This window comes from Aquimarina muelleri DSM 19832 (assembly GCF_000430665.1).
Lineage (GTDB): Bacteria > Bacteroidota > Bacteroidia > Flavobacteriales > Flavobacteriaceae > Aquimarina > Aquimarina muelleri.
The window spans coordinates 46150-72194 of the sequence record NZ_AUML01000027.1 but is presented as its reverse complement, the minus strand read 5'-3'; the positions used below and the strand labels follow the sequence as shown (position 1 = coordinate 72194).

General features: G+C 31.5%; 24 protein-coding genes and 1 riboswitch. Of the genes, 20 read left to right on the top strand and 4 right to left on the bottom strand.

Going from position 1 to position 26045, the window contains the following annotated elements; genetic code table 11:
* Positions 1-77: 77 nt before the first annotated feature.
* Both H527_RS0111975 and H527_RS0111970 read right to left on the bottom strand, forming a co-directional pair.
* Positions 78-1613, bottom strand: coding sequence for an Rne/Rng family ribonuclease (locus tag H527_RS0111975; RefSeq protein ID WP_027412940.1), 1536 nt, complete (start codon positions 1611-1613; stop codon positions 78-80).
* A 283-nt stretch (positions 1614-1896) separates the two neighbouring features.
* Positions 1897-2187 (bottom strand): HU family DNA-binding protein, encoded by a 291-nt coding sequence (locus H527_RS0111970; RefSeq protein WP_024768281.1) that lies wholly within the window; start codon positions 2185-2187, stop codon positions 1897-1899.
* A gap of 130 nt (positions 2188-2317) precedes the next feature.
* Here H527_RS0111970 and mutY point away from each other — a divergent pair, with 130 nt between their 5' ends.
* The 9 genes from mutY to H527_RS0111925 all read left to right on the top strand — a co-directional run bounded on the left by mutY (position 2318) and on the right by H527_RS0111925 (position 10425).
* Entirely contained in the window at positions 2318-3370 is a 1053-nt protein-coding gene (gene mutY / locus H527_RS0111965; RefSeq protein ID WP_027412939.1) for an A/G-specific adenine glycosylase, read from the top strand.
* A gap of 196 nt (positions 3371-3566) precedes the next feature.
* Positions 3567-4022 (top strand): single-stranded DNA-binding protein, encoded by a 456-nt coding sequence (locus tag H527_RS0111960; RefSeq protein ID WP_027412938.1) that lies wholly within the window; start codon positions 3567-3569, stop codon positions 4020-4022.
* A 24-nt stretch (positions 4023-4046) separates the two neighbouring features.
* Entirely contained in the window at positions 4047-5378 is a 1332-nt protein-coding gene (locus H527_RS0111955; protein ID WP_027412937.1) for a gliding motility-associated protein GldE, read from the top strand.
* A complete protein-coding gene (gldD, locus tag H527_RS0111950; protein ID WP_027412936.1) occupies positions 5365-5934 on the top strand; it encodes a gliding motility lipoprotein GldD in 570 nt (189 codons plus the stop codon). The genes H527_RS0111955 and gldD overlap by 14 nt, the downstream gene beginning before the upstream one ends.
* Positions 5935-6029: 95 nt before the next feature.
* On the top strand, positions 6030-6905 hold the full coding sequence (locus H527_RS0111945; protein WP_027412935.1) for a DMT family transporter: 876 nt from the start codon (positions 6030-6032) through the stop codon (positions 6903-6905).
* A 94-nt stretch (positions 6906-6999) separates the two neighbouring features.
* Complete coding sequence (locus H527_RS0111940; protein WP_027412934.1) at positions 7000-7473, top strand: DUF4199 domain-containing protein; 474 nt, start codon at positions 7000-7002, stop codon at positions 7471-7473.
* A gap of 99 nt (positions 7474-7572) precedes the next feature.
* Positions 7573-8214 carry a 50S ribosomal protein L21 gene (gene rplU / locus H527_RS0111935; RefSeq protein ID WP_027412933.1) on the top strand — a complete coding sequence of 214 codons (642 nt, stop codon included), beginning with the start codon at positions 7573-7575 and terminating at the stop codon, positions 8212-8214.
* 35 nt (positions 8215-8249) lie between these two features.
* Complete coding sequence (rpmA, locus tag H527_RS0111930) at positions 8250-8510, top strand: 50S ribosomal protein L27 (RefSeq protein ID WP_027412932.1); 261 nt, start codon at positions 8250-8252, stop codon at positions 8508-8510.
* Positions 8511-8709: 199 nt separating this feature from the next.
* A complete protein-coding gene (locus H527_RS0111925; RefSeq protein WP_027412931.1) occupies positions 8710-10425 on the top strand; it encodes a hypothetical protein in 1716 nt (571 codons plus the stop codon).
* Between the two features lie 133 nt (positions 10426-10558).
* Here the strand turns inward: H527_RS0111925 and ahcY are convergent, their stop codons facing one another.
* Positions 10559-11875, bottom strand: coding sequence for an adenosylhomocysteinase (ahcY, locus tag H527_RS0111920; RefSeq protein ID WP_027412930.1), 1317 nt, complete (start codon positions 11873-11875; stop codon positions 10559-10561).
* A 129-nt stretch (positions 11876-12004) separates the two neighbouring features.
* Here ahcY and H527_RS0111915 point away from each other — a divergent pair, with 129 nt between their 5' ends.
* The 8 genes from H527_RS0111915 (at position 12005) to H527_RS0111880 (ending at position 18215) form a co-directional block, all read left to right on the top strand.
* Positions 12005-12646, top strand: a complete 642-nt coding sequence (locus tag H527_RS0111915) for a 4'-phosphopantetheinyl transferase family protein (RefSeq protein ID WP_027412929.1) — start codon at positions 12005-12007, stop codon at positions 12644-12646.
* Between the two features lie 132 nt (positions 12647-12778).
* On the top strand, positions 12779-13039 hold the full coding sequence (locus tag H527_RS0111910; protein ID WP_027412928.1) for a hypothetical protein: 261 nt from the start codon (positions 12779-12781) through the stop codon (positions 13037-13039).
* Positions 13023-13655, top strand: a complete 633-nt coding sequence (pnuC, locus tag H527_RS0111905; protein ID WP_027412927.1) for a nicotinamide riboside transporter PnuC — start codon at positions 13023-13025, stop codon at positions 13653-13655. Before H527_RS0111910 ends, pnuC begins: the two co-directional genes overlap by 17 nt.
* Positions 13616-14179 carry an AAA family ATPase gene (locus H527_RS0111900; RefSeq protein ID WP_027412926.1) on the top strand — a complete coding sequence of 188 codons (564 nt, stop codon included), beginning with the start codon at positions 13616-13618 and terminating at the stop codon, positions 14177-14179. The genes pnuC and H527_RS0111900 overlap by 40 nt, the downstream gene beginning before the upstream one ends.
* Positions 14180-14181: 2 nt before the next feature.
* Entirely contained in the window at positions 14182-15747 is a 1566-nt protein-coding gene (locus H527_RS0111895; RefSeq protein ID WP_027412925.1) for a DUF4301 family protein, read from the top strand.
* Positions 15744-16145 carry an alternative ribosome rescue aminoacyl-tRNA hydrolase ArfB gene (arfB, locus tag H527_RS0111890; RefSeq protein WP_027412924.1) on the top strand — a complete coding sequence of 134 codons (402 nt, stop codon included), beginning with the start codon at positions 15744-15746 and terminating at the stop codon, positions 16143-16145. Before H527_RS0111895 ends, arfB begins: the two co-directional genes overlap by 4 nt.
* Positions 16146-16343: 198 nt before the next feature.
* Positions 16344-16679 (top strand): hypothetical protein, encoded by a 336-nt coding sequence (locus H527_RS21990; RefSeq protein ID WP_035088022.1) that lies wholly within the window; start codon positions 16344-16346, stop codon positions 16677-16679.
* A 177-nt stretch (positions 16680-16856) separates the two neighbouring features.
* Entirely contained in the window at positions 16857-18215 is a 1359-nt protein-coding gene (locus H527_RS0111880) for a sigma-54-dependent transcriptional regulator (RefSeq protein WP_027412923.1), read from the top strand.
* On the opposite strand, the gene H527_RS21985 is transcribed toward H527_RS0111880, so the two are convergent.
* Positions 18212-20641, bottom strand: coding sequence for a hybrid sensor histidine kinase/response regulator (locus tag H527_RS21985; protein WP_035088020.1), 2430 nt, complete (start codon positions 20639-20641; stop codon positions 18212-18214). The genes H527_RS0111880 and H527_RS21985 overlap by 4 nt on opposite strands.
* Positions 20642-21080: 439 nt before the next feature.
* On the opposite strand from H527_RS21985, the gene H527_RS0111870 reads away from it, so the two are divergent.
* From H527_RS0111870 to thiC, 3 genes are all read left to right on the top strand, one after another.
* Positions 21081-23288, top strand: coding sequence for a TonB-dependent receptor (locus H527_RS0111870; RefSeq protein ID WP_027412922.1), 2208 nt, complete (start codon positions 21081-21083; stop codon positions 23286-23288).
* A 64-nt stretch (positions 23289-23352) separates the two neighbouring features.
* Positions 23353-23452: riboswitch (TPP riboswitch) on the top strand.
* A gap of 72 nt (positions 23453-23524) precedes the next feature.
* Positions 23525-23725 (top strand): sulfur carrier protein ThiS, encoded by a 201-nt coding sequence (gene thiS / locus H527_RS0111865; protein WP_027412921.1) that lies wholly within the window; start codon positions 23525-23527, stop codon positions 23723-23725.
* A 158-nt stretch (positions 23726-23883) separates the two neighbouring features.
* Complete coding sequence (gene thiC, locus H527_RS0111860) at positions 23884-25743, top strand: phosphomethylpyrimidine synthase ThiC (protein WP_027412920.1); 1860 nt, start codon at positions 23884-23886, stop codon at positions 25741-25743.
* The last annotated feature ends 302 nt before the right edge of the window (positions 25744-26045 follow it).

Genomic DNA, 26045 nt, shown 5'->3' with positions numbered 1-26045 from the left:
TAACGATGTTGTTTTAGTAGGAGACAGGATAAAACAAAAAAACCCAACTTTTTTTAAAGTTGGGTTTTTTTATTAATTTATATCAATTCACCATTTTTATCGTGAAAATGATATTCTAAATACGTGTAAGCGTCTCTAGGTACAATCTTTACCCATCTTTTATGGTTAATATACCATTTAGATCGGGTGGATGGAAATCCTTTTGTTAAAAAAGCTGCAATAAAAGGATGAGCGCTTAGCGTTATCTTTTTATGATCTTTTTTAATTAATTTTTCTAATTCGACTTTCATTTTTTCTACCAAAACTATAGGCGCCTCAACTTCGCCATTTATTCCATTAGGATTTTCCTCTCGGGTTTTGATATTCATTTCAGGTCTCACGCGTTGCCGCGTAATTTGAATCAAGCCAAATTTACTTGGCGGTAAAATTTTATGCTTTGCTCTATCGTCCTTCATTTCTTCTCGCAATTGATTGAAAAGAGTTCTACGGTTGTCAGCATTATTCATGTCTATAAAATCGACTACGATAATACCTCCCATATCTCTAAGACGAAGCTGTCTAGCTACTTCAGCAGCACTAATAAGGTTAACTTCTAGTGCAGTATCTTCCTGATTTTTGGCTTTATTAGATCGGTTACCGCTATTTACATCGATTACGTGCATAGCTTCTGTATGCTCAATAACCAAATAAGCGCCTTTACTCATAGATACCGTCTTGCCAAAACTCGTTTTGATTTGCCTCTCGATACCATGTTTTTCATAAATTGGTACTTTCGGGTTATGAAGTTTCACAATTGATTCTTTTTTTGGAGCAATTTCTTGCAGATACTCTTTGATTCTGTTGTATAGATCTTCATCATCTACAACAATAGAAGTAAAGGAGTCATTAAAAACATCTCTTAAGATAGAAGATGTTCTATTCATTTCACCTAATACTTTTGATGGATGATGGGCTTTGTACAATTTTTTGCACATACTCTCCCATCGTCCCATAAGATTTTGTAAATCTTTGTCTAGTTCTGCTACTTTTTTGCCTTCTGCTACTGTACGTACAATAATACCAAAACCTTTTGGTTTAATACTTTTTACAAGTCTTTTCAAGCGTTCTTTTTCTTCAGTAGATTCAATTTTTTGTGAAATAGAAATTCGACTAGAAAAAGGAACTAAAACTATATATCTACCAGCAATCGAAAGTTCGGAACTAATTCGAGGGCCTTTGGTAGATATAGGTTCTTTTACTATTTGTACTAATAGCGATTGATTTGATTTTAACACATTGGTAATCGTACCGTGTTTGTCAATATCGCTCTCTGCAGGAAAATCCTTAAGAGAATAATTTTTTAATTTACCTGTGCTTACACGTTTAATGAATTTAAGTAAAGAAGATATTTGAGGACCTAAGTCATGATAATGCAAAAAAGCATCTTTTTCATAGCCAACATTAACAAATGCGGCATTCAGACCAGGGACAGCTTTGCGGATTTTAGCAATAAATATATCGCCTACAGCAAAATTACTGTCATCTTCTTCTTTATGTAATTCAACTAGTTTTCCATCCTTTAATAAGGCAAAATCCGTAGAGGAACCTGACCTAATGATCAATTCGTTGTTCATTCTGATTAGATTTTTATCCCGATAATAATCGGAATGGATTAAACAATTTTTTCACAGGAATTTTTTACAATTCCATTGAAATAAACTATACACCTTGTATTTTAGATGTTGTATTTTATTTCGATTTCAAAGAACGCAACTTTTTAAATAAAAAAAGTAGTTAGAAACTACTTTTTCTTGTGGCGGTTAGCTCTTCTTCTCTTTTTACGCTTATGCGTAGCCACTTTATGTCTTTTACGTTTTTTACCACTTGGCATAGTGTATACTTTTTATTTATTATTATTTATTTAACTTCTACATTAGTCTTTACACCCTCAACAAAAACTTTTGCGGGTTTAAATGCTGGTATGTTGTGTGCAGGAATTTTAATCGTAGTATTCTTAGAAATGTTACGACCCGTCTTTTCTGCTCTTGTTTTTATTATAAAACTACCAAATCCTCTAAGGTACACATTATCTCCACTTTCTAGTGAGCTTTTTACCTCTTCCATAAAGGTTTCAACCGTTGCCTGAACATCACCTTTTTCTATTCCTAATTTTTCTGAAATTTTTGCTACAATATCTGCTTTAGTCATTATACTACCTATTAAGGGGTTTTTAAATTTTCAAGGGGGCAAATATAAGAATTTAAAATCCAAAATATCAATACTTAAGATGATATTTTAATCTTTAAACGTTTAATTTTACAAATCTTATAATTTTATTATGATTTTCTCTAAAAAACTCATTACGTGGTACTTACAAAACAAAAGATCTATGCCGTGGAGAGAAACCAATAATCCATATCCTATTTGGCTTAGCGAAATTATACTTCAACAAACGAAAGTTGCGCAAGGATTACCGTATTATATGTCATTTATTGAAGCTTTTCCAACTGTGTTTGATCTAGCAAAAGCAAGTGAAGAAGAGGTGCTAAAATTGTGGCAAGGGTTAGGCTACTATTCTAGGGCTAGAAACTTGCATGTCACAGCAAAACATGTGGCAGATAATTTAAATGGAGTTTTTCCTGTTACCTATAAAGATCTTTTACTATTAAAAGGAGTTGGTGATTATACCGCTAGTGCAATAGCGTCTATATGCTACAAGGAAGCGGTTCCTGTTGTTGATGGAAATGTGTATAGGGTGTTGTCTCGATATTTTAATATTGAAACACCTATTAATAGTGCTATTGGGGTAAAGCAGTTTAAGGCACTAGCAATTCAGCTAATGGATCATGATGATCCTGCAGATTATAATCAGGCAATTATGGAGTTTGGGGCATTACAGTGTAGACCAAAGAAACCAGATTGTTTTATATGTCCATTGTGTGATAGTTGTGAAGCTTTAAAAAAAGGTAATGTAGAGAGGTTACCTGTTAAACTAAAAAAAATTAAAGTTAAAAAGAGATATTTTAATTATTTGATTTTTTACACAAAAAACCATCAAACAATTATTAGCCAAAGAATAGGTAATGGGATATGGCAAGGATTATATGAATTTCCATTAATAGAGAGCGATACTATTAATAAGGATACTATTGTAGATCATCCTGTTTTTAAACAAGTGGTAGAGAATGACGAATATGAGATTGTACCATATTATAGTGAGCCAGTAGTTCATAAATTATCTCATCAGCATTTGTATACTCGATTTTATGTTATAAAAATAGACGGGCTTATAAAAACGAATGAAACACAAAAAAAAATTAATACAAAAGATATTCGTAAATATCCTGTTCCTATTTTGTTAAGTAATTTTATAGATGTGTTTTTTAAATAATAATAGAAACAAGAAAATATCTGAAACATAAGTTAAGACTGTCTCTGGGTTATTTGTATATCATTTTTTTTATTACATTTACTACTAAAGAAAGTTATTATAGGGTATTTAAGAAAATAACAAGTATGCAGATAGCGTTATTTAATGAGGTTTGTTTTTCTTTGTAATCTTAAACCCTAATCAATTATAAATTAAAATGTCTGGAACATTAAATAAGGTAATGCTTATAGGGCATACAGGAGATGAGGTAAAGATGCACTATTTTGAAGGAGGTAACTGTATTGGCAGGTTTCCACTTGCAACCAATGATTCGTATGTAAACAAAAGCACCGGAGAGAGAGTAAATACTACAGAGTGGCACAATATTGTGGTTAGAAATAAAGCGGCAGAAATTTGTGAGAAATATCTTAACAAAGGGGATAAAATTTATATTGAAGGTCGTCTTAAAACTAGGAAATGGCAAGACGAACAAGGAAAAGACAGATATAGTACAGAAATACAGTGTACAGATTTTACTTTTCTTACTCCTAAGAATGAAAACTCACCCTCTGATCCTGGATCACAGAATATCTCTCAGGTAAATACACCTGCGGACAACTCGCAATCTATTTCGCCTAATTCAACAAATGTCGAAGATGATCTTCCATTCTAATAAATTTAACTAAACAAATATAATTTGGACCCTGATCCTGAACCGTTATTTATTTTACTTTATGCTTTTGATGTGATGCAAACCATTAATGTGGTAGCTCTAATAGTATTGCTTATTTGTTCAGCTTTAATATCAGGTAGTGAAGTAGCTTTATTTTCGCTAACACCTACCGATCTTAAAGAAGAAGATGCCACTTCTAAGAATTTGAAAATTGTATCAAAATTGTTAGATAGGCCAAAAAAATTATTAGCTACAATATTGGTAGCAAACAATTTTATTAATATTGCGATAATACTTCTCTTTGATACCTTAGGGGAAATCTATTTTAGTAATTTGGATTATACCTGGTTTGGGTGGATTAATGTAAGATTTGTAGTAGAAGTTGGGTTAGTGGCTTTTTTAATCCTATTGTTTGGTGAGATTTTGCCCAAAATATATGCTAGTCGAAATAGAGTAAAATTTGCTAAACTTATTGCTCGATCATTAGGAGTTTTGGATTGGATTATCTCTCCGATTAGTTTGCCAATGCGAAGTATAACCATTGCAATTCACAATAAACTCGGAAAACAAAAATCTAATCTAAGCGTAGATCAGTTATCACAAGCATTAGAATTAACATCAGATAAAGATACTACAGACGAAGAAAAGAAAATATTAGAAGGGATCGTCTCTTTTGGGAATACAGATACCAAGCAAGTTATGCGACCTCGTATGGATATTTTTGCTTTAAATAGTATAGCCACATACAAAGAAATTCTTCCTGAAATTATTGAAAACGGATATTCTCGTATTCCTGTTTATGAGGATAGTATAGACAAGGTTATAGGGATTTTATATGTAAAAGATCTTTTGCCTTATGTAAATGAACTTTCTTTTAACTGGGTATCCTTATTAAGGGAACCTTACTTTGTGCCAGAAAATAAAAAATTAGATGATTTGCTCAATGATTTTAAAAATAAAAAAAATCACTTGGCAATAGTAGTAGATGAGTATGGAGGAACTAGTGGTTTAATTTCTTTAGAAGATATTATAGAGGAAATAGTAGGAGATATTAGTGATGAATTTGATGATGAAGATTTGGTTTTTTCAAAATTAGATGACCAAAACTATGTTTTTGAAGGTAGAATGGCATTAAAAGATTTTTATAAAGTATTGAAACTTGAAAATAATGATGTTTTTGAGGATAACAAAGGAGATGCAGAAACTATAGCAGGGTTATTGCTTGAAATGTCAGGAAATTTCCCTAAACGAGGAGAGGTTATTCCTTTGGATAGATATGTGTTTAAGATAGAATCATTAGATAATAAAAGGATAAAACAAGTGAAATTAACTATCAATGAGAATGAAAGTAGCTAGAGTTTTTTTTACAGTTTGTATATCGATATTGTTTTTTTGTGGTTGTGGAGGAGAGGTGATTCCTAAACCAGAAGCGATGCTTAGGCTTAGTTATCCAACTCCTAAATATAAAGAAGTATCATTTCCATGTCATTATACTTTTGAAAAAAATGAATATTCAAAATTAGAAAATGCCAGAAGGAATAAAAAGTGTTGGTATAATCTCGATTATAAAAGATTAAACGCTACTATGTATATTTCTTATTTTGAAATTAATAACAATCTCGATTCATTGCTTAGGGATGCTCAAAACCTTACTCAAGAACATTTTATTAAAGCAGACGGAATTTTACAAGAGCCATATATTGATGCAAAAAATAAAGTATACGGTATGTTTTATGAAGTGTCTGGCGATGCAGCCTCTCAGTCTCAATTTTATGTAACGGATAGTGTCAATAATTTTGTAGTGGGATCCATATATTTTAAAGTAAAACCAAATTATGACTCCATCCTTCCTGCTGCGAATTATCTTCGTAATGATATGAAACATATTATGGAAACCCTTCGATGGAAATAATAATCTAAAAAAAGCTTCTCTTTTAAGTTAATTTTCTATAAAAATCAGGGATATGCATTTATAATTTATCACTTTTGCAACTTACTTTTTAAGAAATGCAAAATATAAAGCTTAAATGGCTGTATTTGGGGATACTGTCTCTTGTTTGGGGTAGCTCATTTATTCTTATAAAAAAATCGCTTATAGGGCTCACTCCAATGCAATTGGGAGCATTAAGGACACTATTTGCAGCATTATTTTTGTTTTTAATAGGTTTTAAAAGCTTAAAAACTATTCAGGCATCCGATTGGAAATGGATTGCAGTATCTGCTTTTGCAGGGTCATTTATACCTGCTTTTTTATTTGCTTTTGCAGAAACAGAAATAGATAGCGGTATAGCGTCCATACTTAATTCTACCACTCCTTTAGTGACTTTAATCTTGGGAGTGTTAATTTTTTCTGTTCGATTTAATAAAAATCAGTTTATAGGGGTAATTGTAGGTTTGGTGGGTTGTCTTGCTTTGATTTTAGAAGGAGCATCTATAAATCCTGATCAAAACTATTGGTATGCTCTTTTAGTGCTTTGTGCCTCATGTTGTTATGCTGTAAATGTAAATATTATAAAAAGATACATGCAACATATATCTCCAATGGCGATTGCTAATGGAAATTTTATCATATTGGTTATTCCTGCATTAATAGTACTTGGTTTTTCAGATTTTTTTAAAACAGAAATAATTACTGATCCTAAAATACATACTAGTTTAATGTATGTATCTGTTCTTGCGGTAGTGGGTACAGGTATAGCAAAAGTATTGTTTAATAAATTGGTGCAAATGAGTACCCCTGTATTTGCCAGTTCTGTGACATATACTATACCTATAGTAGCTTTATTGTGGGGAGTAATGGATAATGAACGGTTTAGTTTTTATCAAGTGCTAGCTTCAGGAGTTATTGTTTTTGGAGTTTATTTAGCAAATAGAAACAAATAACATATATCGTTGTAAAACAGTAAATTAACACGTGTTTAAGACGGGGGTCTTTTAAATTTCTTATCTTTAAGTAAGAATCTTAAAGAAAAAGAATATGAAAAAATCAGTTATTCCCGTTAGGTATGGAGTCTTAATTGCTATTGGGCTTATAGTTTATTTTTTAATTCTCTCTTTAGTTGGAGTACAAACTAATCCTGTTTTTAGTGTAGGTAATGGTGTTATTGTTGCTTTTGGGCTATACAAAGCTATGAGAGATTATAAACACGAAAAAGGTAAACATTTTGAATTTCAAAAAGGTTTTATGGCAGGGCTTTTTACGGGCTTTAATGCGACTATTATATTTGTCATCTTTTTTGCTATATATGTTACCAATATAAACACTAATTTTTTACCAGAAATGTTAATGAATTGGAGTTCTCATTATCATGTGGGTGTCGGTATAGTGGTGTTTGTAGCAGCAATTATGGGTTTTGCAACTACTTTTGTTTTAACCTTATCCTTTATGCAACTATTTAAAGAAAGTTGGAATACCAAAAAAATATATAAATCAGGTGCTATAGAGGTGTAAAATATTTGTCATTTAATTAATTAGCAGTATATTTGCACCCGCCTATTCGAAATAGGTAAGTTCTTTTACAGTAAAAAATAATTAATTAAACGTTACGCTATGTACGCAATTGTAGAGATAGCAGGGCAGCAATTTAAGGTTGCAAAAGACCAAAAAGTATTTGTTCATCGTTTAGCAGGAGAAGAAGGAGACACAGTTTCTTTTGATAAAGTTCTTCTTGCTGCAGATGGAGATAATATTACTTTAGGCGCCCCAGCTATAGATGGAGCTCAAGTAGGAGCAAAAATCACAAGACACCTTAAGGGTGATAAAGTTATTGTTTTCAAGAAAAAGAGACGTAAAGGATACCGTGTTAAAAATGGTCACCGTCAATCTCTTACTGAAATTGTTATCGAAAGTATAGTTACTTCTGGAGCTAAGAAAACAGAAACAAAAAAAGCAGAACCAAAAGCTAAAGCGGCAGCTCCTAAAAAAGCTACTGGTAAAGCAGATGATCTTAAAAAGATAGAAGGTGTTGGGCCAAAAGCTATGGAAGCATTGGTAGAAGCAGGGATTGATACTTTTGCAAAAGTAGCTAAAACAAAACCTGAAAAACTAAGTTCTATTCTTACAGAAGCTAGTTCTAGATTATCTCATTTAGTAACAGATACTTGGCCAGAGCAAGCTACTTTAGCTACGAATGGTAAGTGGGATGAACTTAAAGAATTACAAGATAAATTAGACGGCGGGATCAAAAAATAATCTTGCTAGTATTAACAATATAAAACCGAAAGAAAATGGCTCATAAAAAAGGAGTTGGTAGTTCAAAAAACGGTAGAGAATCAGAATCAAAACGTCTAGGCGTAAAGATATTTGGTGGACAAGCTGCCATAGCTGGTAATATTATTATAAGACAAAGAGGTACAGCGCATAAACCAGGTGAAAATGTATATGCTGGTAAAGACCATACCTTACATGCAAAAGTAGATGGTTTGGTAAAATTTACTAAAAAGAAAGATAATAAATCTTATGTTTCTATAGTTCCTTTCGAGGCATAGAACATATTTTCCTTTGTTATACAAAAGCCCTTTTCTATATAGAAAAGGGCTTTTTTATTTATATTACCTCACTTCTCTTATTTGTATTTTTGTATGATTTGTTAGTGTGATATTAAATTATAATTCATATAAAAAGCTATATATCTGTCCTTTAAAAAGAATATATTTGTTGTCGAATTTAAAAATCTAAAATCTAAAAATGAAAAATAAATACTTACTCTTATTATTCCTGGTCACAATTAATATATTTTCTCAAGACCCAAAACTATCCGATAACTTTACAGTAGAGGTGGGCGAAGAGTATGAGGAAACAGATGGTGAAATAAAAGTATTTTTCAAACACAAAAACTATATAGTAGCAATAAATAGTAAAAAATCAGATTTAATTATACAAAAATTTGATCCAAAAACCCTAAAAGAACTTAAAAGAGTAGATTTAAAAAAATTTATGAAGAGTAAAGGAGGGAATAAAGAAATAATGCAGATAGGAGATAAAGCTGTGTTTTTTTACGAAGCTTGGGATAGAAGTAAACAAATAGAATCATTAATGGCGGTTAATATTTCTTTAGAAGATTTAACGGTAGGGGACCCATATACTTTTCTTAGCCAGCAAGGAAAAATAGTTATAGTTAGGCATAAGCTTTCTAGTTCAAAATCATTAACAATAATGAGGGTTTTTGGAGGGAAATACTTCTTTAAAAAATCATTTGATAATAAAAAGTTGTTAGTAACATATAGGTTAAAACCTGAATTTAGAGATGATTCTAAAAGTTTTGACCGAATTGCAATGCATATTTTTGATTCGGATTTAAAGTTAGAATGGAATGAAGTCGTAGAAATGCCATATACAGAGAAAAAAATGAATAATGGGGATTATACTATTGACAGAGAAGGTAATTTTTATATGTTGGCAACAGTATATGAAGATGATAGTACAGACGAAAAGAAGAAAAATAAAGAAGATGCCAATTATCACTTAGAACTTTTTAAAATAAAAAAGAATACAAATTCGATTATTAAAAATAAAATAGAAATAGGAGATAAATTTATAGATGAAGCATCTCTTTATGAAAATGCAAAAGGTGATATTGTAATAGCTGGAACCTGTAAAAATCCTGATAAAGTAACAGCAGGGCTATTGTTCTCTTCAAATAAACAAGGGCAAGCTACAGGTGTTTTTACAATTAAATTAGACAAAGATGGAGCTGTCAGTAATTTTAAAAGCTATGATTTTCCTGTTGAAATGTTAAATAAATATTCTAGCAAGGGAAAAAAGCGTAATATCAAGAAAAATGAAGAAAGTTTAGATGAAAAACCATCTTTTAATCTATTAAAAATTAATTCTATTGCTTTAAATAAAGATGGTAGTTTTTTAATTTTAGGAGAACAACGGTATATATTGCAAAAAAGAGATTTAGGAGAAGGATTTCCTAAAAGGAATGAAGTTTTTAATGAAGATGCTTTTATGATGTCGTTAAGTGGTTTGTCTTTTCATTTTAGAGATATTTTGGTCGCTAAAATAAATGCAGATGGGTCGTTGGCATGGATGCATAAGTTGCCTAAAAGACAAAAAGGAGTAAATCGAAAAAGATCTATGTCGTATACCCATATGTTTGCAGGGGATCATCATTATTTGTTGTATTTAGATAATGTAAAAAACTTAAACCTGCCAGAAGATAAGGTTCCATATCAACATACAGATGGTAAAGGAGGGTATTTTACTGCTTATATTATTAATGATAAAACGGGGGAAGTTAAAAAAGAATCGATATTTAATACCCGCGAGATAAAAGGAAAAAAATTAGAGCATTTTGAAACTGAAAAAATCCTACCCCTTTCAGATTCAGAAATTTTAATTGAAGGATTTAATGGAAGAAGTAAAGATTTTCTTATAAAAGTTACTGCTAAGCAATAAGTATAAGTAAAAGAAATTTTAATAATACCAAGTTCAAAATTAAATTGTATAAGAAACCTCTTATCGTATAGGTAAGAGGTTTCTTGTTTATTAAAAGGGAAATGGTTTAAATTTAACCACAACAACAATCTCTTTAATATCTGTAGTATTCTGGTTTAAAAGGTCCTTCAACAGTAACCCCAATATATTCAGCTTGTTCTGGGCGTAATGTTTCCAGCTCTACTCCAAGACGTTCTAAGTGTAATTTTGCTACTTTTTCATCCAAATGCTTTGGTAGCATATACACTTCATTTTTATAGTTTTCAGAATTTTTCCAAAGCTCAATTTGCGCCAGTGTTTGGTTTGTAAACGAGTTGCTCATTACAAAACTAGGATGTCCTGTTGCACAACCAAGATTTACCAAACGTCCTTCAGCAAGTATGATAATATCTTTTCCATCAATAGTATATTTATCTACCTGTGGTTTGATTTCGTCTTTTGTGCTTCCGTGATTATTATTTAGCCACGCCATGTCTATTTCATTATCAAAATGACCTATATTACATACGATAGCCTTGTCTTTTAAAGCTTTAAAATGTTGTGCTTGTACAATATCTTTATTACCAGTTGTAGTAATTATTACATCTGCATTTCCGATCACGGTTTCTAATTTTTTTACTTCAAAACCATCCATAGCAGCTTGTAAAGCACATATAGGATCGATTTCGGTAACGGTAACAATAGAGCCTGCTCCTTTAAAAGATGCAGCGGTACCTTTACCTACGTCTCCATATCCACAAACAACTACGCGTTTACCAGCAAGCATAGTATCTGTAGCACGACGAATGGCGTCTACAGCACTCTCACGACATCCATACTTATTGTCAAATTTCGATTTTGTAACAGAATCATTTACATTAATGGCAGGCATTGGTAATGTTCCATTTTTCATTCTTTCGTATAAACGATGAACACCAGTTGTAGTTTCTTCAGATAGGCCTTTAATATCACCTACTAATTCTGGGTATTTATCTAATACCATATTGGTAAGATCACCACCATCATCCAAAATCATGTTTAAGGGTTTTCTATCTTCTCCAAAAAATAAAGTTTGTTCGATACACCATTCAAACTCCTCTTCACTCATACCTTTCCATGCATATACAGGTATTCCAGCATCAGCAATAGCAGCAGCAGCTTGATCCTGAGTAGAAAATATGTTACAAGAACTCCAAGTTACCTCGGCGCCAAGAGCTTGTAATGTTTCGATTAGTACTGCTGTTTGTATAGTCATGTGTAGACATCCAGCAATGCGAGCACCCTTAAGAGGTTGTTCGTTTTTGTATTCTTCACGAAGAGACATAAGTCCGGGCATTTCTGCCTCAGCTAATTCTATTTCTTTTCTCCCCCAAGCAGCTAATGATATGTCTTTTACTTTGTAAGGAATATAAGGTACTGTTTTGGTACTCATAGTTTTTATTTTATGTTTATGAAGTGCATTTTGGTATTTTGCACAAAATTGTTCTAAATTCGTTTTTTGAAAAAAAAGCAGAATCTCTTTTTTAGTCTGCAAAGGTACATAATAACTTTAAGAATGTAAATGCCTCTTTACAAAACTATAACAGTAGATACAAACACTAATGTGTTGATTTGGAAGATTGAAGAGTCTTATGAAGCTCTTTGTGAAGGAATAGAATTAACACAAATTTGTCAAAATAGAGTTGATAATATGAAATCAGAAATGCATCGTCGAGGCTTTATGAGTGTAAGGCATTTACTGGCAGTTGCAGGATATACAGATCATGATTTATATTATAATGAATTTGGGAAGCCACATCTTAAAGATGGTAAACAAATATCGATTACCCACTCTTATGAATTTGCAGGTATTGTCATTAGCGATAAACCAGTAGGAATTGACATTGAAAAGCAAAGAGAAAAGATTGAGAAAATTTCTCATAAATTTGTAAACGATTATGAAAATAGTCATATACCAAAAAATGGATTAGAAAAGATTCGTATATTAACTATAATATGGGGAGCCAAAGAATCCCTCTACAAATTATATGCAACTTCAGGATTAAGCTTTGAACAAGATATATATCTATCTCCTTTTGATCTAGAATATCCATTTGTTTATGGGGCAATCAATTACAAAGATAAAATTAGTCATTATGATATGTCTTTTATCGAATTTGAAGGATTTACATGTGTTTATGCGTTGCCAGCAACAGAAACATAACGACATAAAAGGATTCTATATAAAAATTAGTTTATACGTGCGTTGAGGTTAAGTGTAGATTTAAGTTCATACATTATCAAAAACAGTTACTTACCTTTGCGTTTCTAGAATTATTAAAGTTAATTAAAGAAAATGCAAATATCTATAGAGCTTACTCTTACACCACTTCAAGATGATTATGAAGAGCATATAATTCGTTTTATAAAAAAATTACGACTATCAGAGTTTACTATTTTAGAAAATCCCCTTAGTACTCAAGTTTATGGAGAATATGATAAAGTAATGCCTTTTTTAACACAAGAGATCAAAAGAGCCTTTGGAGATATGGAGCATGTTTTAGTGTATATAAAAATGGTAAAAAGTAATAGAAGTAATTATGAACCCCATTTTTGATTTTTTTTTCAGTCAGTATTCAGAATATTCTAATCTACATATAATCCTCGAAATTATAGCGGCAATTTTCGGATTATTAAGTGTTCTATTTGCTTGGGGTAATAAGATTTGGGTGTATCCGACAGGTATTATTAGTACTGCTATTTATGTTTATTTATTATTGCAATGGTCGTTATTAGGAGATATGATGATCAATGTATATTATTTTATCATGAGTATTTATGGGTGGTATGTATGGACATTAAAGATAGATGATACTCGCGTAACCCCGATTTCTAGAACAACTATTGAAGAAAAGAATATTGCGATAATAATTTTTGTCATGACCTTGCTTTTTGTATTTGGAGTATATGTGGTTTTTGATAAATGGAAAGGCTGGACTCCTTATGTAGATACCATAACTACAGCTATATTTTTTGTAGGAATGTGGTTAATGGCTAAAAGAAAAATTGAGAACTGGATATTTTGGATTATAGGGGATATTATTTCTATACCACTATACTTTTATAAAGGATTTACACTAACAAGTTTTCAATATTTATTATTTACCATTATTGCAATTTTTGGATACCTTTCATGGAAGAAAAGCTTAGACAAGAACCTGGCAGCTGTATAAGAGTAGTTTTGTTTGGGCCAGAATGTACAGGAAAAACCACTTTGTCAAAACAATTGGCAAAGCACTATAATACGCAGTGGGTTCCTGAGTATATGCGAGAATATTTACAGAAAAAATGGAATGAAACCAAAACAATTTGTGCATATGATGATATGCTTGCCATTGCAGAAGGACAAATAAAATTAGAGAATACGCTCGCTAAAAAAGCAAATAAAATACTCTTTTGTGATACAAATCTTTTAGAACTAAAAGTATATTCAGAAGTGTATTATGATGGATTAGTGCCAGAAACCTTAAAGAAAATTTCATTAGAAAATGTTTACGATTTATATCTTTTAACTTATATTGACGTTCCTTGGATCTCAGATGATCTTAGAGATAAACCCCAAGAGCGAGAAGAGATGTTTTTAAGATTTAAAGAATGTCTAGAAAAACATAATCTTCCGTATGTCGTCATAAAAGGAGATAAAATATCTCGTTTTCAAAGTGCATTGAAAAGTATAAGCCAAATAATACAAGAATAAAAGTGAATATAACAGATAAAGATATCCAATTAATTAAATCAAAAGGATTAACAGTAGATAAAGTGCTTTCCCAAATTGAAACATTTAAAAATGGAATTCCTTTTGTAACATTAAGAAGCGCAGCTACTTTGGATAATGGAATTCTTAAATTTTCTGAGCACTATCAATCAGAACTTATTAAATTATATAATTCTAGACTAGCAGATCTGGAAACCATAAAATTCGTTCCTGCATCCGGTGCTGCAACAAGAATGTTTAAAGATCTATTTCGGTTTTTGGATAATTACGATTACGAAAAGGAGAGCCTTAACTCGTATACAAATCATGAAAAAGCAAATGCAATACGACTTTTTTTAATAGGACTAGAAAAATTTCCTTTTTATGATATTGTAATGGAAAAAGTAAAAAGTGTATATCCAAAATTTGAATCCTTATCTGAAGGAAGGCAGCTTTATATATTTGTAGAAATGATGCTGAAAGAAAAAGGATTAAATTACGGAACTTTTCCTAAAGGAGTATTTCCTTTTCATAAATATACAGATAGCACTGCAACATCTTTTGAAGAGCATTTGTATGAAGCTGCAGGATATAATACTAATGATAAAGGAGATTCTAAACTACATTTTACAATTTCTAAAGAACATCTCGAAGCTTTTAAAGATGAGTTTGAAAGAATAAAGAAAAAAGTAGAAGAAAAAACAAATACAAATTTTGATATAACATACTCGTTTCAAAAACCAGAAACAGATACAATTGCAGTAACAGAAGATAATGAACCATTTAGAGAAGAAGATGGGTCTTTAGTATTTAGACCAGGAGGTCATGGAGCATTGATCGAAAATTTGGATGATCTGGATGCAGATATTATTTATATTAAAAATATTGATAATGTTGTAGTTCAAAAATATCAAGACGAAGTCTCAGGATATAAAAAAGTATTAGCAGGTAAATTAATAGAAATCCAAGAAGAAGTATTTAGAATTTTAAATTCAATCGATCAAAAAAATCCAACAGAACCAGAAATGAAAGACATTAAAAAGTTTTTGGTACAGCAATTAAACGTAACATTACCCTTAGATTTTGATAAATTTGCAGATAAATATAAGCTTCAATTTTTAAGAAAATCTCTGTATCGTCCTATTCGTGTTTGTGGTATGGTAATTAACGAGGGAGAACCTGGGGGAGGTCCGTTTTGGATTAAACGAGAAAACGGAAGATCTGTTTTACAAATTATAGAGACCCCTCAAATTGATAAAACAAATTATAGACAAGAGGAAATACTTAAAAGTGCAACTCACTTTAATCCTGTAGATTTAGTTTGTGGAGTTAGAAACTATAAAGGCAATAAATTTAATTTATTAGATTTTGTAGATCCCGAAGCTGGATTTATTACCGATAAAACAATGAATGGTAAAGTTTTAAAAGCTTTAGAACTCCCTGGATTATGGAATGGAGCGATGTCTAATTGGATTAGTGTCTTTGTAGAAGTACCTTTAACCACTTTTAATCCTGTGAAAACAGTAAATGACCTACTGAAATCAGCACATCAGGTAACACTCTTTTCGTGAACACCGCTGTTGTTATAAATGAATTAAAGTTTAAAGCTGTTCGAAGCTCAGGAGCAGGTGGGCAACATGTTAATAAAGTATCTTCAAAAATAGAACTTACTTTTAATATAGTTGAATCTTTAGGTTTAACAAAGGATGAGAAAATTCGATTGTGCCAAAAATTATCCTCCAGAGTAACTAAATCAGGAGTTCTGCTCCTGCAATGTAGCGATAGTAGAAGTCAACATAAAAATAAAGGATTAGTGATTAAGAAACTTTTAGATATTCTTAAGGCTAACCTCTATATTCCTAAAAAAAGAAAACCAACAAAACCATCCAGAAATGCTATTCAAAAGAGATTGAATACAAAGCAAAAACATGCCATAAAGAAGGCAAATAGAAGAAAACCTTTCGAATAAAATAGTTGTAAACCTTAAAACGTGTAATATTTCTACATCTTTGTGAGGATTCTACATTTTATAACACGTTTTTTAAAATACACTATAACTTTTAATACACTGAAAATCATTTATTTATAATATTAAAAAATGATTTTTTGTCTTTGGAACAATTATTACTATTTATCTAATCGTAGAAATAAGTTTACCAGTAACCCAATGAAAAAGTTACCAATGATAATAGGAATTATAGTAAGTATTTTTTCGGCTCAGGGTGCTCTAGGTCAAGATGAATTAGCATCTCTTAGTGATAGTTATGAATTTTGGGATTATGATCACGAATTACAAGAATATACTGAGATAAATATTGTAGAACTGCCATTGCCTATTCAAGAAGCGGCAGCAAAAGATTATGAAAAGTTACGAATTGTAAAAGCATACATGTCAAAGGATAATACATATAAGATTATCCTAAAAGATAAAAACGAAAACACAAAAGTTGTATTTGCAAGCACTAATGGCAAATGGATAAAGCCAAACGACAATAAATCTTAAATCTAGGGGTAGAAAAAGGATATCGTTTTGCAACCAAGAACGATATAAAGTTGTTTAGTGCTAAAAAAGAGACTCAATCCCAAGAGTCTCTTTTTTTATGTTTTTATTCTAACTAAATATTTTATATTGTAATTTTATACAATAGCTTTTTTAAAAAAGATAATAAATAATTAAAATATGTCTAAGATACTTATTGTAGAGGATGATGTTGCTTTTTGTACAATGCTTAAAACTTTTTTACAAAAGAAAGATTATGAGGTTTCTACAGCATATTCGGGTAATGAAGCCATCCCGAAAATTAAACAAGAAGTATTTGATCTTGTGCTTACAGATGTGAGATTGCCAGATAATGATGGTATTGCTTTGTTAGATGAAATTTTAAGGAATAATACAAAAACTCAAGTAATTATCATGACTGGTTATGCAGAGATTGATATGGCAGTTAATGCTATTAAACAAGGAGCTTTTGATTATGTCTCTAAGCCATTTAATCCAGATAAAATTCTGGATACTATAGAAAAAGCATTATCTTTTACAAGTCCTTCAGAGAAAGAAAATAATGAAAAAAGAGTACATGCCTCTCCTGCAATAACGCCCAAAAAGACTAATGATTCTTTTGTAAGAGGAGTTAGTGATGCTTCTAAAAAACTTAACGAATATGTAGCATTAGTGGCTCCTACCCGTATGTCTGTATTAGTAATAGGAGATAGTGGTACGGGTAAAGAATATGTAGCAAGTAGTATTCATAAAGCTAGTAAAAGAGCAGATAAACCTTTTATTGCAGTAGACTGTGGAGCGATACCTAAAGAATTGGCATCCAGTGAGTTTTTTGGTCATATAAAAGGATCTTTTACTGGGGCAGTAAATGATAAAGTAGGTCATTTTGAAGCTGCAAATGGAGGAACATTATTTTTGGATGAAATAGGGAATCTAAACTATGAATTACAAGTTCAATTATTAAGAGCCCTTCAAGAACGTAAAATTAAACCTGTCGGAAGCAATAAAGAAATAGAAGTAGATATAAGAGTAATTGTCGCAACCAATGAAGACCTAAGTAATGCCGTAAAGGAAGGCGAATTTAGAGAAGATTTGTATCATAGACTTAATGAGTTTTCTATAAAAGTACCACCATTTAAAGATAGGATCGAAGATTTGATGCTTTTTGCAAATCATTTTCTCGAAGAATCAAATACAGACCTCGAAAAAAATGTTGTAGGGTTTACAGACGAAGTCTTGGAAGCTTTTAAAAAATATACCTGGCCAGGTAATTTAAGAGAATTAAAAAATATAGTAAAACGATCGGTTCTTCTTTCTCAAAATGATATGATCGTATTAGATGTTTTACCAAATGATATAGCTTATGCATCTCATAATACAAAACAAACGTATGGGTTGTTTAAGAATCAAAATGAACAAGAATTAATTCTGGACGCATTAGAAAAAGCCAACGGTAATAAAGCTAAAGCCGCCAGAATGCTCTCTATAGACCGTAAAACACTATATAATAAATTGAAACAATATGATATCAGTCTTTAAGTTTCAGTTTTCAGTTTTTTCATTAAGTGTTCTATTGCTGTGATACTTTTATTTGTTAAAGACAATATTGATTTTTTGTCCAGATTATAAGAATCTGGGTGTTCTAGTTTTTCTAAGGTTGCGATAACTTCTTTAGCTTTGATTTGTTTAAACATAGGAAGCATTTTATGTGCAATTTTTTGAATAGAATCGGTATCTTTTTTGTGAACTGTTAATTTTAGATCCTTAACATTATCGATAGTACTTTTGTAAAAAGTATCTAAAATAGCATATAAAGAATCAGAATCCCCATGAGCAAAGAGCATTAAATCATTAAGAGAGTAGGGATCATCAGAAAAATCATTATCACTTATGATATTTTCCTTGCCAGCTAGATCAACATTAAGTACTTTAGCAATAAGATTAATTAAATCTTTAGGAGCATATGGCTTTTGTAAACTAGCTATAAATCCAGCTTTTTGATATTCTAAAAAAGACGTATCTGTTCTTCCAGATAAAGCAATAACAGGTATGTTAGATATGGGAGTGTTATTTTTTATAGATTCTAATAACTCGAAACCATCCATTTTTGGCATCTGAATATCAGTAAGTACCAGATTATATGTGTTGGTTTCTAATAAGGATACTGCTTCTAAACCATTTTTACAAATATCATACGTTAATCCAGCTAATGAAGCTACTTCACTTGTTAATGATAGTTGACTAGGATCATCATCTACAATCAAAACCTTTTTATTGATAAAACTCTGAACTTTTAAACTTTCAGGTTCTTCATCAGTAATTAATATACTAGATCGTTTAATTGGTATGTAGAAGATAAATTCACTACCTTCTCCTGGAGTGCTATTTAGTTCGATACGACCATTCAAAAGTTTAATTATTTTTTTTGTAATAGCAAGTCCCAGACCAAAACCACCATATCTTTTTTCGGTATTATCATCTCCTTGAGAAAACTCTTCAAAAATAAACTGTTGTTGTTTTTTGGTAATCCCTATCCCGGTATCTTTTACAGAAACAACTAATTGTTTTTCTAATAAACCATTTTCAGTAATTTTACTATGAATAGTAATAGACCCTTTATCTGTAAACTTGTAAGCATTATTTACTAAATTGATTAATACTTGCTTTAGTCTAAAGGGGTCTCCCAAATATTGTTTCTTTAATGGATCCTCAATTATAATTTTTATATCGAGATTTTTCTTGTCATTTATAGGAATAACGCTAGATATAGTACTTTCTATTAGCTTCTTTGGAGAAAAAGGAAGTTCTTCAATTACCATTTTACCAGCTTCTAATTTTGATAGATCAAGAAGATCGTTTACTAAATGTAAAATATAATCAGAGGATTTTTTAAGGTGGTCTAAATAATGCTTTTGTTTATTATTTAGTTCTGTTCTTTCAAGTAAATCCGAATATCCGATCACAGTATTTAATGGAGAACGCAAATCGTGAGTAACGGTGTTAATTAAAGACTCTCGTGTTTTCAAAAGAGATTCGGTGTACGTTTTTTCAGCTTCTAATTCATTACGATATTTTTGACTTTTAGAAATATCTTTAGTAATTAAAAAAAGAAATAAAACAGCGATTAATAAACTAATCGAGGCAATTATTAAAATTATATTAGAGGTATTATCTAGTATCCTGCTAGAAGCTTCAAGACGAGCTAGATATTGCTTCCTTTCATTATGATCAATAGCAGCAAGTAAATCTCTTAGCTGTTTTGTTATAATTTGATCGTTTGAAAGAAGATTATCTTCTTTCATAGATATTTCTCGTTTGTATTTTTTATCCTTGATTTCTAACTCGGCAAGCACCTGTCTTACAGAAGTTGCCAATGAGTCTACAGTTTGATTCGTTAATCTTTTGGCATTATCTTTTTTAGTATATTCTAATATACTGATTAGTGCTCTCCTAGTTCGTGGATCATATTTTTTAAATCGAATATCATAATCTGTATACCCATCAAAACTTTTATTTATTTTTTTAAGCTCATCGATAGCAGTTTCGTACAAGCCCTTTTGTTTTCGTTGTTCATAAATTTTAATAAGCTCTTCAAGATTTTCGTTTTTGCTATCAATAAGGTATTTGATACTATCAATTTTCTGGGTTTGTAGTGTATCGTCAGATATCTTAGAAACTTCATTTATAGTTAGCAGTATAGTATCTATTTTGGCTTTATATATTTCAAATTTAAAGACATCCGTAGTTTGTATGATATTACGTGTTAGACTTTCAGCCTCATACAAACCAGTTATAGCTTCTCCAACCAGAAAAAGTTTTTGATTATTCTCATTTTTAATCTCTGCAATTTGAGTATAGTTACTTATCTGTTGATAAATAACCCAAAAAGCAGTCACTGCAAGTAAACCAGCAAGAAAATAGCCTGCTATTATTTTAAAAGTAACCGATCTTTTCGTATTCTTCATAATCTTATTTGACCTAGCTTCATTAACTTAAAAAATTAAAAAGCATTGCTTGATGATTAATAATTTTTTTTGAAAAATATATCCCTGAATACGAAGTTACTTTTTTATTTTATAGCTTAAATGTTTTGTGTAGTTTTAAAAGAGGGTCTAAGCTATAAAACTGAAAAATCTAGATAAACTTTAGATTTTATTGTAATAAAGTTACCATAAATAGGTAAAAGAGAGTATTTTTGCGCACAAATCTCAAAGGGGTGCCGAAATCCTAGGATGAAGCTGAGATCATACCCAATGAACCTGGGCAGGTAATGTTGCCAAGGGATTGCTAGTTACTTAAAAGAATTTTATGTAAATAGCGAAGTACAACAATGTTATTGTGCTTTCTAAATCCATTATTTAATATAGAATAATAACCCCTTTTATTCGTGACTAATTTTTACGAATGAAAAACATACTATTTTCCATCGCACTTTTGGTATTGAGTTTTGGTGTCATAGCTCAAGAAAAACCAATAGATTCTACTCAAACTAAAGTCGAAAAACTAGAAGAAGTTCTGGTTAAATCCGTTCGAGTAGAAGCAGATTCGCCAATCACACACTCTAATATATCTAAAAAAGAATTAGCTACACGTAATCTGGGGCAAGATATTCCTGTTTTATTAAACTATTTGCCAGGAGTAGTTACCACTACAGATGCAGGAACTGGAGTTGGGTATACCTATATTAGAGTAAGAGGTAGTGATGCCTCTAGAGTAAATGTAACCTTAAACGGAATACCTTTTAATGATTCAGAAAGTCAGGGTACATTTTGGGTAAATCTTCCTGACTTTGCATCCTCCATAGAAAACCTTCAATTACAACGAGGAGTAGGTACTTCTACCAACGGTTCAGGAGCATTTGGAGCCAGCTTAAACTTACTTACAGATGCAGTTGCAAAATCTGCTAATGCAGAAATATCTAATACCATCGGGTCTTTTGGAACCAGAAAACACAACGTAAAATTTAGCACAGGATTACTTAATGAAAATATCGAAATAGCAGGTCGATTATCTGCAATAGCATCAGATGGATATGTAGACAGAGCATCCTCGGATCTAAAATCTTATTTCTTACAAGGATCTTATGTAAATGATAATACATTAATTAAGGCAATTACGTTTGGAGGGCATGAAGTAACATATCAATCCTGGAACGGTGTCGATGAAAAAACCTTAAAATCTAATAGAACATTTAATTCAGCAGGGAAATATACTGATGATAATGGAAATACCCTTTTTTATGATAATGAAGTAGATGACTACAAACAAGATCACTATCAATTACATTGGAATCAGAAATATAACAATAACTGGTCAACAAATTTAGGATTAAATTACACCTATGGCCGGGGATTCTTTGAGCAATATAAAGAAGATGAAGATTTTGCTGATTATGATTTTGTGCCTTTTATAACCGTAAGAGATAGTGCTAATGTCGCTATAAGAGATACCATTAATACAACGGATTTAATACGTCGTAGATGGTTAGATAATGATTTTTATGTTATAAACGCAAGTGCAAACTATAAAAATAAGACGATTGATATTGATTTTGGAGGATTTTATAGTAGATACGATGGAGACCATTTTGGAGAAGTAATATGGGCACAAAACACAGGAACATCAGAGATTCGAGATCGTTATTATTTTGGAAACGCAAAAAAAGATGAGTTTACCATTTTTGGGAAAAGTACCTATAAGATCAACCACCAATGGAGTGCTTTTTTAGATTTACAAGGAAGGTTTGTATCCTATGAAACATCAGGACTTACTTCTAAAAGAAAACCTTTAGTAGTAGATAAAACCTATCAGTTCTTTAACCCTAAAGTTGGAGCAACTTTCAAAATTAATGAAATTAATAGTACATATTTGTCATTTGCGATTGCCAATAGAGAACCTAGAAGAGATGATTTTGAAAACGGTATCGACACCGCCGAAAAACTAAATGATATAGAATTTGGATGGAGGTACTCCAAAAATAAAATAACAGTAAACACTAATATTTATTATATGGGATATAAAGATCAATTAGTGTTAACAGGAGCCTTAGACGATGTAGGAGCACCAATACGAGCTACCAGTGGTGAGAGTTACCGTTTAGGACTCGAAGTAGATGCAGATATAACGTTAACAGATAAATTTATAGTAAAACCTAATATTGCCATTAGTACTAATAAAAACAGAGATTTTATAACCTCCAGAAATGGTAACTTGGTTAATTTAGGAGATACAAATATTTCATATTCACCAAATGTTGTAGCAGGTAACATGTTTATATACCAGCCCATAAAAAATATTCAAATAGGATTACTATCTAAATATGTAGGAGAGCAATATATGGGGAATATCGATAGCAAAACCTCTAAACTAGACAGTTTTTTTATAAATGACCTTAATATAGTATATGAAATTAAAGATATCCCAGTTTTTAAATCTATAGTACTTACCGGGTTGGTTAATAATATTTTTGATGTAGAGTATGTATCTAATGGATACTTTTTTACATACGATGATGATTTTACAACCCCCGGAACCATTACTACAGTAGAAGGAGCAGGATATTATCCGCAAGCAGGAATTAATTTTCTGGTAGGAGCAACAGTAAAGTTTTAAATACAAAAGGAGGTTAAAATTAATTTTAATCTCCTTTTTGTATAAGTTTTTATTACTTTTATAACATAAACTTTAGGGGTGATCTTAACTTTGGTTAGGTCTGAGAAATACCCTTTGAACCTGATGCGGTTAGTACCGACGAAGGGAAAAGTTAATATCACATAATTTATATGGGATATTTCTTCTTCAAAATAGGTAATTGCTACCTAAAGTTTATGGATTAATAAATCAAAAAGATGACCATAAACGTTAACAATCAATTGCAATCCATTTCAGAAAACAGTTCTATAGAAAACCTCTTAGAACAATTAAATATGGTTACTAATGGTATTGCTGTAGCTATCAATAATCAAATTATTTCTAAAGAAACTTGGAAAAAAACATTTTTACAACAAGAAGATCAGGTAACCATTATCCAAGCAACACAAGGAGGGTGATTTTAAAACAACAAAAATTCATACACAAAACTAATCGTTAGATATCTATCAAAAAAAGTTCTAATACCAATTAATTATGTTTTGAATTTACCATAAAGGAAAAAAGAATTTTTATTGCGGTAAATTCAAAAATATAAATAGCGTATAAATCCATAATTATGAAAAAACAAGATACAGCACCAAAAGACACTGTAATCAGTACAACCCCTTTTCCAGGTTCAAAAAAAATCTATGTACAAGGAACTATTCATCCGCAAATTAAGGTTGCTATGCGTGAGATAGAATTAGATGATACAGTAGATAGTATGACACAAAAAAGAACCCCAAATCAATCCGTAACAGTATATGATACCAGTGGCCCTTATACCGATCCTGATAAGAAGATAAATGTACACGATGGTATAGAGCCAATACGCGAACCATGGGTTCTGGATAGAGGAGATGTAGAGGAGTTAGATGGTTTTTCTTCAAAATATTGTAATGAAAGATTACAGGATTCTAGCTTGGATCACTTACGATTCAATCATTTGCGTAAACCAAAAAAAGCAAAAAAAGGAAAAAATGTATCCCAAATGTATTACGCAAAACAGGGTATTATTACTCCCGAAATGGAATACGTGGCAATACGTGAAAATCAAAAATTACAAGAAGTAAAAAGACTATCTAAGCAACACCCAGGACAAGACTTTGGAGCTAGTATTCCCGAGGTAATTACTCCAGAGTTTGTAAGAGAGGAAGTTGCCAGAGGTAGAGCAGTAATACCATCTAATATAAACCACCCAGAAGCAGAACCAATGATTTTGGGAAGAAATTTTTTAGTAAAAATAAATGCTAATATTGGTAATTCTGCAACAACTTCAAGTATCGAAGAAGAAGTAGAAAAAGCAGTTTGGGCATGTCGTTGGGGAGCAGACAATATTATGGATCTTTCTACAGGAAAGAACATTCACGAAACACGAGAGTGGATTATTCGAAACTCGCCAGTACCTATAGGAACAGTACCAATATATCAAGCATTAGAAAAAGTAAATGGGAGTGCCGAAGATTTAACGTGGGAGATTTTTAAAGACACATTGATCGAGCAAGCAGAGCAAGGAGTAGATTATTTTACGATTCATGCAGGAGTACGACTTGCATATGTACCCATGACAGCAAAGCGTATTACTGGGATTGTATCTCGAGGAGGGTCTATAATGGCAAAATGGTGTCTTGCACATCATAAAGAAAGTTTTTTATATACCCATTTCGAAGAAATTTGTGAGATCATGAAAGCCTATGATGTGGCATTTTCTCTTGGAGACGGATTACGACCTGGTTGTATTGCAGATGCTAATGATGAAGCACAATTTGCAGAATTGGAAACACTAGGAGAGTTAACAAAAATTGCATGGAAACACGATGTGCAAACATTTATCGAAGGGCCAGGGCACGTGCCAATGCATATGATTAAAGCAAATATGGATAAGCAGTTAGAAGCCTGTGGAGAAGCACCTTTTTATACATTAGGCCCTTTAACCACAGATATAGCTCCCGGATATGATCACATTACCTCAGGAATCGGGGCGGCTATGATTGGTTGGTATGGAACAGCTATGCTGTGCTACGTTACTCCAAAAGAACATTTAGGATTACCTAATAAAGAAGATGTACGTACAGGAGTTATAACATACAAATTAGCAGCACATGCCGCAGATTTAGCAAAAGGACACCCAGGAGCGCAACATAGGGATGATGCATTAAGCAAAGCACGTTTCGAATTTAGATGGAAAGATCAATTTAATTTATCCTTAGATCCAGAACTGGCAAGAGAATATCACGACGAAACATTGCCGGCAGAGGGAGCCAAAATAGCACACTTTTGTAGTATGTGTGGTCCAAAATTCTGTTCGATGAAAATATCTCAAGAAGTTAGGGATTATGCAGCCAAAAAAGAGATAGATGATCAAAAAGCACTCGAAAAAGGAATGCAGGAAAAAGCAGAAGAATTTAAAGAAAAAGGAAGTGAAGTGTATCTATAAATAAGAATATGGTAGAAAATATCATATTTCAAGTATTTTGAATTTCCTTGTCTCGTCGAGTGATTTTTGAAGAGTAACGTAAAAAAAATGTGTCGAGACGTTTTTGTTGGTGAATTAGCCAAAGGGAAGCGAAAAATGATAAATATAATAAGGATGTCAATCAGTTGAATCAACTTAAGAAATATGTCGATTTAAGCTTATATCATTCTGCTAATATATCCAAAACCTGAGCGAAGCGAAGGTTGAGGAATGCAAATTCAGGGTTGAGGAATGCAAATTCAGGGTTGAGGAATGCAAATTCA

Excerpts from the sequence above, each read along its gene's own strand:
- rplU (WP_027412933.1), top strand. The coding sequence starts at position 7,573 with ATGTACGCAATTGTAGAGATAGCAGGGCAGCAATTTAAGGTTGCAAAA.
- thiS (WP_027412921.1), top strand. The coding sequence starts at position 23,525 with ATGACCATAAACGTTAACAATCAATTGCAATCCATTTCAGAAAACAGT.
- H527_RS0111880 (WP_027412923.1), top strand. The coding sequence starts at position 16,857 with ATGTCTAAGATACTTATTGTAGAGGATGATGTTGCTTTTTGTACAATG.
- H527_RS21985 (WP_035088020.1), bottom strand. The coding sequence starts at position 20,641 with ATGAAGAATACGAAAAGATCGGTTACTTTTAAAATAATAGCAGGCTAT.
- H527_RS0111975 (WP_027412940.1), bottom strand. The coding sequence starts at position 1,613 with ATGAACAACGAATTGATCATTAGGTCAGGTTCCTCTACGGATTTTGCC.
- H527_RS0111925 (WP_027412931.1), top strand. The coding sequence starts at position 8,710 with ATGAAAAATAAATACTTACTCTTATTATTCCTGGTCACAATTAATATA.
- H527_RS0111945 (WP_027412935.1), top strand. The coding sequence starts at position 6,030 with ATGCAAAATATAAAGCTTAAATGGCTGTATTTGGGGATACTGTCTCTT.
- ahcY (WP_027412930.1), bottom strand. The coding sequence starts at position 11,875 with ATGAGTACCAAAACAGTACCTTATATTCCTTACAAAGTAAAAGACATA.
- pnuC (WP_027412927.1), top strand. The coding sequence starts at position 13,023 with ATGAACCCCATTTTTGATTTTTTTTTCAGTCAGTATTCAGAATATTCT.
- H527_RS0111960 (WP_027412938.1), top strand. The coding sequence starts at position 3,567 with ATGTCTGGAACATTAAATAAGGTAATGCTTATAGGGCATACAGGAGAT.
- H527_RS0111910 (WP_027412928.1), top strand. The coding sequence starts at position 12,779 with ATGCAAATATCTATAGAGCTTACTCTTACACCACTTCAAGATGATTAT.
- gldD (WP_027412936.1), top strand. The coding sequence starts at position 5,365 with ATGAAAGTAGCTAGAGTTTTTTTTACAGTTTGTATATCGATATTGTTT.
- mutY (WP_027412939.1), top strand. The coding sequence starts at position 2,318 with ATGATTTTCTCTAAAAAACTCATTACGTGGTACTTACAAAACAAAAGA.
- H527_RS0111915 (WP_027412929.1), top strand. The coding sequence starts at position 12,005 with ATGCCTCTTTACAAAACTATAACAGTAGATACAAACACTAATGTGTTG.
- H527_RS0111940 (WP_027412934.1), top strand. The coding sequence starts at position 7,000 with ATGAAAAAATCAGTTATTCCCGTTAGGTATGGAGTCTTAATTGCTATT.
- rpmA (WP_027412932.1), top strand. The coding sequence starts at position 8,250 with ATGGCTCATAAAAAAGGAGTTGGTAGTTCAAAAAACGGTAGAGAATCA.
- H527_RS0111970 (WP_024768281.1), bottom strand. The coding sequence starts at position 2,187 with ATGACTAAAGCAGATATTGTAGCAAAAATTTCAGAAAAATTAGGAATA.
- H527_RS21990 (WP_035088022.1), top strand. The coding sequence starts at position 16,344 with ATGAAAAAGTTACCAATGATAATAGGAATTATAGTAAGTATTTTTTCG.
- thiC (WP_027412920.1), top strand. The coding sequence starts at position 23,884 with ATGAAAAAACAAGATACAGCACCAAAAGACACTGTAATCAGTACAACC.
- H527_RS0111870 (WP_027412922.1), top strand. The coding sequence starts at position 21,081 with ATGAAAAACATACTATTTTCCATCGCACTTTTGGTATTGAGTTTTGGT.
- H527_RS0111900 (WP_027412926.1), top strand. The coding sequence starts at position 13,616 with ATGGAAGAAAAGCTTAGACAAGAACCTGGCAGCTGTATAAGAGTAGTT.